Annotated in this window: 11 protein-coding genes; 7 read left to right on the top strand and 4 right to left on the bottom strand. The window is 65.8% G+C overall.

From position 1 onward, the window contains the following. Positions 1–72: 72 nt before the first annotated feature. The 4 genes from CA260_RS11240 to CA260_RS11225 all read right to left on the bottom strand — a co-directional run bounded on the left by CA260_RS11240 (position 73) and on the right by CA260_RS11225 (position 4,070). Positions 73–1,131 carry a 3-keto-5-aminohexanoate cleavage protein gene (locus CA260_RS11240; RefSeq protein WP_111983194.1) on the bottom strand — a complete coding sequence of 353 codons (1,059 nt, stop codon included), beginning with the start codon at positions 1,129–1,131 and terminating at the stop codon, positions 73–75. A 36-nt stretch (positions 1,132–1,167) separates the two neighbouring features. Beyond that, a complete protein-coding gene (locus tag CA260_RS11235) occupies positions 1,168–2,016 on the bottom strand; it encodes a TauD/TfdA dioxygenase family protein (protein ID WP_111983193.1) in 849 nt (282 codons plus the stop codon). Between the two features lie 9 nt (positions 2,017–2,025). Further along, complete coding sequence (locus tag CA260_RS11230) at positions 2,026–3,006, bottom strand: quinone oxidoreductase family protein (protein ID WP_111983192.1); 981 nt, start codon at positions 3,004–3,006, stop codon at positions 2,026–2,028. Between the two features lie 68 nt (positions 3,007–3,074). Continuing rightward, the gene (locus CA260_RS11225; protein WP_111983191.1) at positions 3,075–4,070 is read right to left on the bottom strand and encodes a universal stress protein; all 996 of its coding nucleotides are present in this window, start codon (positions 4,068–4,070) and stop codon (positions 3,075–3,077) included. Positions 4,071–4,534: 464 nt separating this feature from the next. On the opposite strand from CA260_RS11225, the gene CA260_RS11220 reads away from it, so the two are divergent. From CA260_RS11220 to CA260_RS11190, 7 genes are all read left to right on the top strand, one after another. Then, positions 4,535–7,222 (top strand): LuxR C-terminal-related transcriptional regulator, encoded by a 2,688-nt coding sequence (locus CA260_RS11220; RefSeq protein WP_111983190.1) that lies wholly within the window; start codon positions 4,535–4,537, stop codon positions 7,220–7,222. A 342-nt stretch (positions 7,223–7,564) separates the two neighbouring features. Continuing rightward, entirely contained in the window at positions 7,565–8,914 is a 1,350-nt protein-coding gene (locus CA260_RS11215) for a DUF1329 domain-containing protein (RefSeq protein WP_111983189.1), read from the top strand. A 221-nt stretch (positions 8,915–9,135) separates the two neighbouring features. Continuing rightward, positions 9,136–10,281 (top strand): WD40/YVTN/BNR-like repeat-containing protein, encoded by a 1,146-nt coding sequence (locus CA260_RS11210; protein ID WP_202864080.1) that lies wholly within the window; start codon positions 9,136–9,138, stop codon positions 10,279–10,281. Between the two features lie 21 nt (positions 10,282–10,302). After that, positions 10,303–12,747 (top strand): efflux RND transporter permease subunit, encoded by a 2,445-nt coding sequence (locus tag CA260_RS11205; protein WP_111983187.1) that lies wholly within the window; start codon positions 10,303–10,305, stop codon positions 12,745–12,747. A gap of 86 nt (positions 12,748–12,833) precedes the next feature. Then, on the top strand, positions 12,834–13,163 hold the full coding sequence (locus CA260_RS11200; protein ID WP_111983186.1) for an ArsR/SmtB family transcription factor: 330 nt from the start codon (positions 12,834–12,836) through the stop codon (positions 13,161–13,163). Then, positions 13,160–13,642, top strand: a complete 483-nt coding sequence (locus CA260_RS11195) for an SRPBCC family protein (RefSeq protein ID WP_111983185.1) — start codon at positions 13,160–13,162, stop codon at positions 13,640–13,642. Before CA260_RS11200 ends, CA260_RS11195 begins: the two co-directional genes overlap by 4 nt. Before the next feature lie 42 nt (positions 13,643–13,684). Continuing rightward, the gene (locus CA260_RS11190) at positions 13,685–14,101 is read left to right on the top strand and encodes a GFA family protein (RefSeq protein ID WP_111983184.1); all 417 of its coding nucleotides are present in this window, start codon (positions 13,685–13,687) and stop codon (positions 14,099–14,101) included. Positions 14,102–14,117 lie beyond the last annotated feature (16 nt).

Raw genomic sequence — 14,117 nt, 5'->3', positions numbered from 1 at the left:
CGACGGACGTAGTCGCGCCTTTGCCTGTCCTGCGGGGCGCCCGCGGCTCCCCGCGCGACGGGCCGTTACGACTCAGGCAGCCAGGTCGGCGAGCCCCGGCTTTGCCGGCTTGCGGTTCGGCGAAAAGCCATTGGCGGCCAGGGTTTCGTCGATGGTGTCGTAGAACACGCCGATCTTCAGGATCTCGCGCGCTTCCTTGCCGTTGGCGATCTCACGACCGAACTCGCGCGAAATGCGCACCAGCTGTTCGATCTGTTCCACCGTCGTCATCTTGGCGGTGCGCGACTGGTTCCACAGGTTGTCTTCGATGCCGCAGCGCACGTGCAGGCCCATCGCGATGCCCATCATGTTGATGGGAAGCACGTTGCGCATGCTGCTCTCCACCGTGAGCATGGAGCCGTCGGGGATGGCGCGCAGGAAGTTGGCCAGGTTGTAGATGTTGGGTGCATCCATGCCGCCACCGATCGCCACCCAGTTCATCACCAGCGGGCCCTTGTAGACGCCGCGGCGGATCAGTCGCTCCACCGTCTCGTAGCTGTTGATGTTGTAGAACTGGAAAGCGCTCTGGATGCCTGCGGCGCTGAGGCGCTTGATGTGCTCCTCGATGAAGCCCGGGCCCGAAGGCACGATCATTTCGCGATAGGCCTGGTAGGTCTGCGGCTCGGCGATGGAGGTGCCTGCAAGGTCGGCCATCTCCATCTGCTCGACGATGTTCATCTGCACCGTATTGACGGTGACCGTCACCTGGTCCGGCTTGGGATCGAGTTCGGCCAGCATGTGGCGCGTATCGTCCTTCAGCCACTTGGCGCTGGCGCCATCGGTTTCGGGGGCGAAGGAGATCGAGCCGCCCACCTGGATGACCATGTCAGGCACGGCCTTGCGCACGCCGGCGATCAGTTCGTTGAACATCGACAGGCGCTTGGAGCCGCGGCCGTCCAGTTCACGCACATGCAGGTGCAGCACGCTGGCGCCGGCGTTGTAGCAATCCACCGCTTTCTGGATCTGTTCCTCCATGGTCACCGGGATGTCTTCCGGGAAATCGGAAGGGATCCATTCGGGGCCGTAAGGCGCAGCGGTGATGACCAGCTTGTCCTGGTATTCGGGAATCAGCGAACCATCGAGGAAGTTCATGGCTTTGTCCTGTTGCTCTGCAGTGTGGGGTTCGGTTCAGAACGTCGCGTCGCCGACGATGCCAGCGCGCTCCATCTTTCGATGGCAGGGCGGGTAGTCCATGACCGCGTAGTGCTGGGTGGAACGGTTGTCCCAGATGGCGATGCTGTTGGCGCTCCAGCGCCAGCGCACCTGGAATTCGGGGATGTACGCCTGGCTGATCAGGTAGTTCAGCAGGTGGCTCGAGCCCGGATTGGCGTCCTGGCCGAAGCACACGTTGTCCTTCGTGTGGAAGTTGGTGAAGTGGGTGGTGAAGGCGTTGACGAACAGCACCTTCTCGCCCGTTTCCGGATGCGTGCGCACTACCGGGTGCTCGGCGTCGGGGAACTGCGCCTTCAGCGCATGGCGCTTTTCGATCGGCATGGCGGCGCCGAACGAGGCCTCGATGCTGTGGCGCGCATACAGGCCGGCAATCTGCTTCTTGATATGGGCCGGGAGCATGTCGTACGCGGCCACCATGTTGGTCCACATGGTGTCGCCGCCGACCGGCGGGCACTCGACGCAGCGAAGCACGCAACCCATCGGGGGCGTCGCGCGCCACGTGGCATCGGTATGCCAGGCATTTTCGTAGCGTTCGATGGGGGCGTCGGGCGTTTTGTAGATCTGCACGAGACCCGGTGCGTCCGGGTGGCTGGGCGCCACCGGATGATCTTCCAGCTCGCCGAAGCAGCGCGCGAAAGCGACATGCTCCTGGCGCGTGATGTCCTGGTCGCGCAGGAACAGCACGCGGTGCTTGAGCAGCGCGGCCTTGATCTCGCCGAACAGGCCGTCATCGTGGATGGCATCCGCAAGGTGGACGTCGAACAGTTCGGCGCCGATGTTGCAGGTGAGTTGCTCGATGCGCATGGTGTTGCCTCAGATGACGAAGATCGACGAGCCGGTGGTCTTGCGCGCTTCCAGGTCGCGATGCGCCTGCACCGCGTCTTCGAGCGCGTAGCGCTGGTTGATCTCGATCTTGATGCGGCCCGAGGCCACGTGGTCGAACAGCCGCTGGGCGAGCTCGGCCTTGTCGGCCGGGTCGGCGATGTAGTCGGCCAGGGCAGGGCGCGTGAGGTACAGCGAACCCTTCATGGCGAGCAGTTGCGGATCGAACGGCGGAACGGTGCCGGAGGCAGTGCCCACGCAGACCATGAGTCCGCGTCGGCGCAGCGAATCGAGCGAGGCCATGAACGTGCTCTTGCCCACCGAGTCGAACACGACGGACACGCCCTTGCCATCGGTCAGCTCGCGGGCGCGTGCGGCGATGTTTTCGTGGCTGTAGTTGATGACTTCATCGCAGCCGTGTTCACGCGCGATGGCAGCCTTCTCCTCGGTGGAAACCGTGCCAATGACACGCAGGCCGAGCAGCTTCGCCCACTGCGAGACGATCAGGCCCACGCCACCGGCGGCGGCATGCAGCAGGATCGTTTCACCGGCCTGGAACGGGTAGATGCGGCGCATCAGGTAGGCGGCGGTGAGGCCGCGCATGGTCATCGCGGCGGCGGTTTCGCTGTCGATCGCTTCCGGCAGCGGGATGAGCGGCGCGGCCGGCACCAAGCGGACCGTGCTGTAGGCGCCCAGCGTGTTGACGAAGCCTGTGTAGGTCACGCGGTCGCCGACGGCGACGTTGCGCACGTCCGCACCCACGGCCTCGACGATGCCGGCGGCTTCGACGCCGATGCCGTTGGGCAGCGGGATGGGATAGGTGCCGTTGCGGAAATACGTGTCGGCGAAGTTGAGGCCCACCGCCTGGTGGCGCAGGCGCACTTCGCCCGGGCCCGGTGCGCCGACCTGGATCGGCTCGTAGCGCAGCACATCGGGGCTGCCGGCTTCATAAAAACGTATGGCGTGTTCCAAAACGGTGTTCCTCGCTCAAAGCTTCGGCGCATGACGCCGGGTATTTCCTGACGTGGCGTTGCCCGCGTTCACGGCGGCGCAAGATGCGCAATGCGCGCAAACAGTTGTCGATAGGCGGCCTGCGCGGCGGCATTGGCGCGGAAGCTGCCGGGGCGGGTGGCCGTGGCCTGGATTTCGTTCCAGTCGACCTCCGAGAGGTAGCGTTGCGCGGCGGGCAGCACCACGCCTTCCACACGCCCCATGTGTTCCCACATGAAATGCGCATAGGTTTCGACGGCATCGCGGAGCTGGCCCAGGGTGGCCTGGCCCAGCGCGTAATGCTCGACCTCGTCGCCCAGGGTTTCGGCCATGGCGCGTTCGCGTTCGTGCTGGCGCTCCAGTTCATCCAGCTCGGCATGGACCACGGCGGTGCGTCCGCGCAGCACGAAGAACAGGTAGTCGTGTTCGCTGGGCCGGTGCAGTGCGAGAGGGAACTTGATGATGTAGTGCGCCATCGCCCGCATCAGCTCGATGACTGTCGTCGAATCCTGCGGCGTGGTGTTGTTCAACAGATGCAGCCATGCGTGCAGTACGGCGGCGAGCGCGCGATGTTCGCCGCGGATCAGGTCGACCATCGGATGCGCGACGTCGGCGTCTTGCGCCGCCGACACCAGTACCGGCGTCTCGCCCGCGGTCAGCACCTGCACGGTCTGCGAACCGAGTGCTTCGCCGCGTGCACCCTTGCGGCTGTGCGGCGCCATGAAGATGAGGTCGCAGCCGGTCTTGCGGGCGGTATCGAGGATGACTTCGTGGGGCCGGGGCCCTTCGAGGATGACCGAGTCGCATGGCACGCCAAGCGCGCGCGCAGCGGCTTCGGCCTTGGTCAGCAGTGCGAGGGCGCGCTCGTGATGCGTGGCCGCATAGCCGCTCGGCATGGCGGCGCCGTCGATGGGCGCGTCATGGTGGTCGTGCACGTGCAGAAAGCTCACCCGTGCCCCGAGCGTGCGCGCGAGATTCACGGCCTTGTTGACCGTTTCGATCGCGCGATCGCTGTCATCGAGGGGAACGAGCAGATGACGGTACATGCAGACTCCAGACAGGTGTGCTACCCGTGACGCCGGGCGCCAGGCCCACCGCACCCTGCGATGGCCGCCGGAACATGTGTCCTTGCGTGGATGGCGATGGAATCCACCGTCCCTTGCTTTCGGCGCCGTGCCAGCCGCTTGGTCGAACCTCGGCGTGCGAGGCTCATGCCGGAACTCCATCCCTGCCGCGTTGGCCTTTCCTCCAACCCGGCCGCAGCCGCCAAGCGACTGCACGCCAGACCTGTTTTGTCACGGAATCAAGGCTAGGTACCGGCAGTCATCGAATCCCCCCCCGGCAAGGAGGGGGAGCGCCGTGAAGGGCGGGTGATGAGTGGCTACGCCGCCGGCGGCGTGCCTACAATGGTTTGAGACGCACGTTGGCGAGGGAGTTGCGTGATGCATGGGGTACGCGACGTGGCGTCGTTGGTACGGGAAAGCCGAGCCAACCCAACTGGATCTGTTCGATGGCCGTGACGCCGGGCGGGGCCGCTCCCGCCATCGCCGAACTCGTTCTGAAAACCACGCCGCCCCGCGCGCCGCGTTACCTGCTTGCGCGTCCACGACTGAGCCTGGACGACGAACAATTCCGCGATCGCCCGTTCATCTTGGTGCGGGCGCCGGCCGGATTCGGCAAGACCTCGCTGCTCGCGCAATGGCGCCACGAATACCTCGCGCGAGGCTGGGCAGTGGCGTGGATCTCCGCGGACGGCAGTCCCGATCCGCAGCGCATGCTGCACAGCCTCGTGCTGGCGGTGCGCATGGGCTGCGGCCGTCCTTCGTTCGGCGCGACCTTGATCGAGAGCGCCTCCGTGGCGTTCGGCGAGTACGAAGGCGTCACCGCGTGGCTGAGCGAGGTCGCGCAATCGTCGCTGTCGATGGTGCTGATGATCGACGAAGCCGAACGCCTGCATGCCAGCAGCCAGGCGGCGCTGAACTACCTGCTGCACAACGCGCCGCCGAACCTGCGCGTGGTTGCTGCCGGCCGCGGCGAATTCGACGAGACGGCCGCCGATCTGCGTGCGTATGGCTTGTGCACCTCAGTAGGCGTGGAGGTGCTGCGCTTCACCCTGGAAGAGACCATCGGCCTGGTGCGCAACCGCATCGGCAGCAAGGCCGACGCGGATACCTGCGCGCGCCTCCATGAAATGACCGAAGGCTGGCCGCTCGGCCTGCAGCTGGTGCTCGCTGCGATGGAGCGGGGCAGCGACCTGCGCAGCGTGGTGAGTGCGCACGCGCCCGATTCGCGCAACCCGCTGGTGGAAGCGCTGACGGCGAAACTGGCGCCGGAGGATGTGGCCTTCCTCACCCGCGTCGCCGTCGTCGATCAGCTGCATCCCGATCTTTGCATCGCGCTGACGCGTGATGACGACGCACCGCAACGACTGGCGCGACTGTCGCGCGAGACGCCGATCTTCGTGGTCGGCGAAGATTCCGAATGGTATCGCCTGCATATGCTCGCGCTGGATGCCTTGCGATTGCGCCTGGCCGAACTGCCCGATGCCGAGCGCGCCGAATTGCATGGCCGCGCGCAGGACTGGCTGGCCGCGCACGGCATGCTCACGCAGGCGGCGCGGCATGCGCGCGAGGCGGGCAAGGAAGGCGTGGCCGTCGATCTCGCGCAGAAAGGGCTGTACGAAGCGGTGATCCAGGGCCACATGGGCACGATGCGGGAATGGCTGGACGTGCTGCCCGAGTCCGTGCTCGACCAGCATCCGCAGTTGCGTCTCGCGGCCGCCTGGTCGCTGGCCGTGAGCGAGCGGCACGAAGAGGCCGAGCGCATGGTGGGTCTGATCCTTTCGCGCCCGGATGTCGATCTCGCCTTGCGCTACGAGTGCGTGCTGATCGCCAGCGGCGCAGCCTACTACGCGGATGATCCGGATCGCTGCGTCGGCATGCTGGCGCCGTGGAAGGATGCCGAGCCGGGCAGCGAACCCAAGTTCCAGCGCATGCACGTCAACCGGCTGGCGATGATGGCCTTGCTGCAGGGCGACCCTGCCGAAGCGCGGCGGCTGTGCGCCACTGGAGGTGCGGACCACGCGCGCGAGCCGGATTACGCGGCACGCTGGCGTGAATTCATCATGGGCCTGAGCTTCGCATGGGAAGGGCAGATCCTCCTGGCGGAAGATGGCCTGCGTTCGGCGCTCACCTCGATCGATGCCAAGTTCGGCCGTCGCCACCCGCTTTCGTGCATGTTCGCCGCATTGCTCGCCTCGATCGCCTACGAGCGCGATCGCCTGGACGAAGCGGTGGCCTTGCTCGCCAACCGCCTGGACGTGCTGGAGCGCGTCGGTGCGCCCGAAGCCATCCTCGTCGGCTACCGCACGGTAACGCGCGTCGCCGCGGCGCAGGGCGAAGAGCATCGCGCGCTGGACATGCTGGAAGCCTCGTATGCCATCGGCGTGGCACGGCGCCTGCCACGGCTGTGCGTAGCCAGCCTGGGTGAGCAGGTACGCATGCACGCGAGCCGTTTCCGTCGCGAAACCTGCAGCGCACTGATCGGCAGGATCGATGAGCTGGTGGCCGCCGAAAGTCCGCGTCGCGGGCCGCTGTGGCGACGCAACGTGGAGCTGGTGAGCGCCATGGCGCATGCCTACGGCGCCATGGTATCGCAGGACTGGCCCGGCGTGCTCGAATCGGTGTCGCGCGCCGCACCGCTGGCCGAGCAGGCAAAACTGGGACGCTTCCGCATCGAATGCATGGCGCTGCGCGCCTTTGCCATGGATCGCAATGGCGAGGACGGCCGCGACCTCATGGTCGAGGCCATGAGCCTGGCCAAGACGTATGGCTTCATGCGCATCATCACCGACACCCATCCCGTGCTCACCGACTGGGCCTATCGCGTGATGGAGGAGGCGAGCGGTGAATCCTCGGTGGGTACCGCGTCGCCATCACGCGTGATCCCGCCGCCGATGGAGCTGCGCCAGGGTGGCCCGCGCGTCATGCCCAGCATGGTGCTGACGCCCAAGGAGCGCGAGGTACTGGAGTTCCTTGCGCGCAACCTGTCGAACAAGGAAATCGCCCAGGCCATGGCCGTGGGCGAGGCCACCGTGAAATGGCATCTCAAGAACCTGTTCGGCAAGCTGGGCGTGGGCACGCGCCGGCACGTCGTTCACCGCGCGCAACTGCTCGGTCTCATCCAGGGCATGGAATAGGTCTTCCGGCGTCCGTCTTGGCCGCTTTGGGCGTGAATGCAACGGCCGAATCGCCACCCCTCCTGGATTCCTTTCCCCCTCCCCCGACGTTTTGGGGGGGGTATGGCTCCCGCCGCTCCGAACAATGGGTATCGACCGCTTTCGCGTGTCCCGGCCGCAAAGCCGGGGCACGGTTGTCGGCACAAGAGTGAGGCAGCGTGGTGAGCGCGGCGGTGCGAAGACACGCACCGCTGTCCCGGTGGAGTGATGCCGGTCGCGACGTGACGAGGCCTGTGCTCAGCCATGGGGTGGCGATGCAAAGCCACCTCCAGAAACTCGAATCACATCGTGAGGAGCATGCGCATGCAATTCCGCAAAGCCCTGATAGCTGGGGCCGTAGCTGTCCTGATTTCCGGCGTGGGCCACGCCGGCGTTTCGTCCGACGAAGCGAAGAAGCTCGGCACCACGCTTACCGGCGTCGGAGCAGACATGGCCGGCAGCGCCGATGGCGCCATTCCCGCCTACAGCGGCGGCATGACCACGGCGCCCGCGGGATTCAAGGCTGGCAGCGGCATCCGGCCGGATCCGTATGCCGCCGAAAAGCCGGTGCTCACGATCGATGCCAAGAACATGGACAAGTACTCGGCCAACCTGACCGAGGGCACCAAGGCCCTGATGAAGAAATATCCGGGCTATCACATCGACGTCTATCCGACGCATCGTTCGGCGGCGTTCCCGAAGTTCGTCGTGGAAAACACCGCCAAGTGCGCGGTGGAAGCAAAGACCGATGCGGGCGGCCGTTCGATGAGCGGCTGCCACGCCGGCTTCCCGTTCCCGATGCCGCAGACCGGTTTTGAAGCGATGTGGAACCACCTGGTCCGTTTCAACGGCGTGGCGTACGACACCAAGTACCGCAACTACAACGTCGACGCATCGGGCCATGCAACGCTGTCCACCGAAGGCAACGCGGTCGAGGAATATCCCTATTGGGACACCAGCAAGCCGAACGCCGACGTGTTCTGGCAGCAGCGCCTGACCTACACCGGCCCGGCCCGTCGCGCGGGCGAGGCCATGCAGATCGTCGACCCGCTCAACTACAGCGACAAGGGCCGCAAGGCGTGGCAGTACCTGCCGGGCCAGCGCCGCGTGAAGGTCGCGCCGGATCTCGCCTTCGACACGCCCAACCCGGGTTCGGGCGGCGCGTCGACCTTCGATGACGTGTTCCTGTTCAACGGCTCGATGGATCGTTACGACTTCAAGCTGGTCGGCAAGAAGGAAATGTACGTTCCGTACAACGACTACAAGATGGCCTACGAGTCGAAGGCCGACGACCTGCTGAAGCCGAACTTCCTCAACCCGGCCGACGTGCGCTGGGAAATGCATCGCGTGTGGGTGATCGAGGCGACGCTGGTCGCCGGCAAGCGCCACATCTACAGCAAGCGCACGTTCTACCTCGACGAGGACAGCTGGGCGGCCGTGGCGTCCGATGCGTACGACGCGCGTGGCCAGCTGTTCCGCGCGGGTTTTGCCTACATCACGCCCGCCTATGACATGCCGGCGCCGGTGGCCGACCTGCATGGCATCTACGACGTCATCGCGGGCTCGTATTCGCTGACGGGCTTCTCCGGCGAGACGGGTGGCGTGCGATACACCAAGCCGATGTCGGAACGCGATTGGGCGCCGGAATCGCTGGCCGGTTCGGGCATTCGTTGATGGCCCTCGCAGGGCGATCGTAAGACCTGTCGCGGAGCGGCCGCCCGGTCGCTCCGCGACGCACTCGCATGGCAATGGCGGTGGTGAGGCGAATGCCACATGACCGCGGTGACGAAGGCCGCCTCTCGGGGGAGGGTGCGCCAAACGCCGTCACCCGCATGGGTAGCGCCCCACCGCCATCTGCCACGCACCTTGTTGGTTGGCTGTTTCGTCGGTTCTGCATGGTTCGTGATCGCCGGTATGCCGGTGTGTCGGCGACGGGGCAGGGCGAAACCGGCCTTGGATTGTTGGGGCACCCGATGTACACGCCATTCCTCCGTCGCGCGCTGGTCGCGCTCGCCTTCGCGCTGCCGGCCATCGCTGTCGCGGGTTTTGCCGATGTGTTGGATACGTCCGCCGGCGTGAGTGCGTTGGCGTCGAAAACGCTGCTCAACGGACTGGCGGTGGCGGGCAAGCGAATGGTCGCGGTGGGGCAACGCGGGCACATCGTCACTTCCGACGACAACGGCGCCAGCTGGCAGCAGGCCAAGGTGCCGGTGTCCTCCGATCTGGTGGCGGTGAGTTTTCCCACGCCGCAGCAAGGTTGGACCGTGGGGCACGATGGCGTCGTGTTGCATACGGCCGACGGCGGTGCGACCTGGTCGCTGCAGCTGGATGGACGTCGTGCCGGTGCGCTGATGCTCGAACAGCTTCGCGCGCGCGCGGGCAAGGGCGAACCGGGCGACCAGGACGAAGCGGGCAAGCTGGTCGACGAAGCAGGCCGCATCGCCTCGCAGGGCGTCGAGAATCCCTTCCTCGACGTGTGGTTTGCCGATGCGCGCCACGGCTACATCGTCGGCGCCTTCAACCTGATCTTTGAAACCACCGACGGCGGCCAGACCTGGACGTCGTGGTTCGACCGCACCGAGAACCCGCAGCGCCTGCATCTTTACGCGGTACGCGGTATCGGTGCGGACGTCTATATCACCGGCGAGCAGGGCCTGGTGCTGAAGCTCGATCGCGATGCCGGTCGCTTCCGCGTGGTGGATACGCCTTACAAAGGCACCTATTTCGGCGTCGTCGGCGACGGCGCATCCGTCGTCGTGTACGGGCTGCGCGGCAACGCCTATCGCAGCATCGATGCTGGTGCGCACTGGAGCGCGATCGACACCGGCGTGCAGGAAGGCCTCACCGGTGGCACCCGCTTTGGCGCACACGGCCTCGCGCTGGTGAGCCAGGCCGGCACCGTGCTGGTCAGCCGCGATGGCGGCGAGCACTTCGTTACCCATCGTCCGGCCAAGCCGGCACCGGCATCGGCGGTGGCCGTCGCCGGCGACGTGATCGTGACCGCCGGTGCGCTTGGCGTGAACGCCAGGCCGCTGCACTGAGCGGGCGCGAGGAGACAACGCATGAATGTTTCGTCCGAGTCCATCGATCGCATGCCCGTGGTGCGATCCGTCGAGGCTTTCGACACGCGCTCCGGCAACCTGCTGGAGCGGCTGGTGTTCAATCACCGCCTCATCATGGTCATCGCCTGCGTGATCGCCACGGCGATCCTCGGGGGGCTGGCGGTGACGCGGCTGAGCTTCAACGCCAGCTTCGAGAAGATGATCCCGAGCCACCATCCCTACATCCGCAACTACCTCGACAACGCGGGCGAACTGCGCGGCCTGGGCAACTCGTTGCGCGTGGTGGTGGAAAACCAGGACGGCAGCATCTTCGACCCGAAGTACCAGGACGTCCTGAAGAAGATCAACGACGACCTGTTCCTCACGCCCGGCGTCGATCGCGCCTGGGTCAAGTCGTTGTGGACGCCCTCGGTGCGCTGGACCGAGGTGACGGAAGAGGGTTTCCGCGGTGGCCCGGTCATGCCGGACGGCTACGATGGTTCGCCGCAAGGCACGGCGCAGCTGAAGCTCAACATCGCGCGCTCGGGCATCGTCGGCCGCTTTGTCGGCAACGATTTCAAGTCGAGCATGATCTTCGTGCCGCTGCTCGACAGGAATCCGGAAACCGGCAAGCCCATCGACTATCGCGCGTTGTCGCGGTCGCTGGATGACATTCGTGCGCGTTACGAGGCCACGCCGGGCGTGAAGGTGCATCTCCACGTGATCGGCTTTGCCAAGCTGGTCGGCGACCTGATCGACGGCCTGGTCAAGGTGATGGGCTTCTTCGGCATCGCCGCCTTGATCGCCATCGGGGTGATCTTTGGCTACACGCGCTGCCTGCGCAGCACCGCGCTGGTCATACTGTGTTCCATCGTGGCCGTGGTCTGGCAGCTCGGGCTGGTTGCGGTGCTGGGTTTTTCGCTCGATCCGTTCTCGATCCTCGTGCCGTTCCTGATCTTCGCGATCGGTGTCTCGCATGGCGCGCAGAAGATGAACGGCATCATGCAGGACATCGGCCGCGGCACGCATCGGCTGGTCGCGGCGCGCTACACGTTCCGTCGCCTGTTCCTGGCCGGCGTCACCGCATTGCTGGCGGACGCCGTGGGCTTTGGCGTGCTGATGGTGATCGATATCCCGGTGATCAAGGACCTCGCGCTCACCGCGAGCATCGGCGTCGCCGTGCTGATCTTCACCAACCTGCTGCTGTTGCCGGTGCTGCTGTCGTTCACGGGCGTCGACCCCGCCGCGGCGGAACGAAGCCTGCATGCCGAGCGTAGTCAGCTCGAAGGGAAGGGCGGCCGCTCGGCGTGGCAATGGCTGGATCGCTTCACCTCGCGTCGCTGGGCGGTGGCCGTGCTCGGCGCATCCGCGGTGCTTGCGGTCGCGGGTTTCATGGTCAGCACGCACCTGAAGATCGGCGACCTGGAACCGGGCGCGCCCGAGTTGCGCGCCAATTCGCGCTACAACCGCGACAACGCCTACATCACCGGCAACTACTCGCTGTCCAGTGATGTGTTCGCCGTCATCGTGAAGACACCGCCCGAAGGCTGCCTGAAATACCCGACCCTGGTCGAAGCCGACCGGCTGGCCTGGGCGTTGCGCCAGGTGCCGGGCGTGCAGGCCACCACCTTCCTGGGTGATGCGGTGCGCCAGATCACGGCCGGTTCGTATGAAGGGAGCCCGAAGTGGCTCACCATCGCGCGCAACCAGGACGTGCTCAATTACGGCGCGCAACAGGCCTCGGTGAACAACCCGGACCTGTTCAACAACGCCTGTTCGATCATGCCGGTGATCGCCTATCTCGCCGATCATCGCGCGGAAACGCTCGATCGCGTCGTCAAGGCGGCAGCTTCGTTCGCGGCCGCGCACGGCGCCACGGATCGCCAGTATCTGCTGGCCGCCGGCAGTGCGGGCATCGATGCGGCGACCAACATCGTGGTGCGCGAAGCCGACCACACCATGCTGTTCTACGTGTACGGCGCGGTGATCCTGCTTTGCTTCGTGACGTTCCGCTCGTGGCGCGCGGTGGTGGTGGCGGTGGTTCCGCTGATGCTGACCTCCATTCTGTGCGAAGCGCTGATGGTGTGGCTGGGCATCGGCGTGAAGGTGGCGACGCTGCCGGTCATTGCGTTGGGCGTGGGCATCGGCGTGGACTATGCGCTGTACCTGCTGTCGATCCAGCTCGCGCAGCAGCGCGCCGGCGTGCCGCTGGTGCAGGCGTATCGCCATGCCGTGCAGTTCACCGGCAAGGTGGTGGCGCTGGTGGGCGTCACGCTCGCCGCCGGCGTGGTGACCTGGGCGTTTTCGCCGATCAAGTTCCAGGGCGACATGGGCATCCTGCTCACCTTCATGTTCCTGTGGAACATGGTGGGCGCCCTGGTGCTGATCCCGGCCCTGTCGCACTTTCTGTTGCGCGACGCGACCTGGCGGGCTCCCGCAGGCAGCGGGCCACAACACGCGGCCTGAGGCAGGGCGGCGCTGCCGGCCTCGCGCCGCGGGCATCTGAACCATCAGTATTGACTAATCAATAAGCGGATACTAATCTTTTAGCCATGCCTGAAGCAGTCAGCCTCAACGACGTGATGCGCGCCCTCGCCGACCCCACGCGGCGGTCGGTCTACGAGCGGATTGCGAGTGCCGAGGAGATGTCGGTCGCCGACCTCACGCGTGGCAGTGGCGTCTCCCAGAGCGCCGTGTCGCAGCACCTGAAGTCGCTGAAACAGGCTGGCCTGGTCGTCGAGCGACCGGAAGGCCGCAACGTCTACTACCGCGCCCAGCCCGATGGACTGGCGCCGCTGGCCGACTGGATGGCCGGCTACGGCGTGTTCTGGCGTGAGCGCTTCGATGCCCTGCGTGCACTGATGAAGGAGATCGATCCATGAGCGACGCCGCCGTGACTGCGGACTACCGGGACATCGTGGTCGACGAGATCTTTCCGCACGCGCCCGCGGCGCTGTGGAAGGCGCTGACCGATGGGGCGTTGATCGCGCGCTGGCTGATGCCGCCCAGCGGGTTCGAGCCCGTCGTCGGCAATCGCTTCACCTTCACCACGAAACCGGCCGGTGAGTGGGACGGCGTGATCCGCTGCGAGGTACTCGACGTGGTGCCGAACGAGCGCTTCGTCTATTCGTGGAAAGGCGGCCACGAAAGCAATGAGGGTTACGGCTCGCGGCTGGAAACGGTCGTCACCTGGCTCCTGACCCGGGTGGACCAGGGCACGCGCCTGCGACTGGTCCATTCCGGCTTCGTGCTGCCGAAGAACGACACGGCTTATCGCAACATGAGCGAAGGCTGGACCAAGGTTTTGGAAAGGCTCGACATGCTCGTCGGCGGACAAGACGTTCCACCCACGCGTCATTGATACAGGCGCGGAACGTCCGCGCTTTCATCCCAGGAGATTCCCATGAGTGACGCCTATACCGGCGGCTGCGCTTGCGGCGCCGTGCGCTACACCATCGCTGCGGAACCGTTGTTCATGAACGAATGCCATTGCCGCGACTGCCAGCAACGCAGCGGTACCGGGCATGGCTCCTATCTCACCTTTCCCGATCGCAAAGCGGTTCGCGTGGAAGGACAGGCGTCGTCATGGGACATCATCGCCGACAGCGGCAACGTCAAGACGCATGCGTTCTGCCCGCGTTGCGGCTCACCGGTGTATCTCACCTTCGCCGCGATGCCGGACCTGTTCACCATCCATGCGGCCAGCCTCGACGACACGAAGCGTTACCAGCCGCAGGCGGTGACGTATGCCATCCGGCGTCCGGCCTGGGACATGCAACATCCGTCCGTGCCGGCATTCGAAACGATGCCGCCGAGGTAACGGCGGCATCGAGGCG

It is taken from the genome of Dyella jiangningensis, assembly GCF_003264855.1.
GTDB lineage: Bacteria > Pseudomonadota > Gammaproteobacteria > Xanthomonadales > Rhodanobacteraceae > Dyella > Dyella jiangningensis_C.
This window is presented reverse-complemented; position numbering and strand designations above follow the sequence as displayed.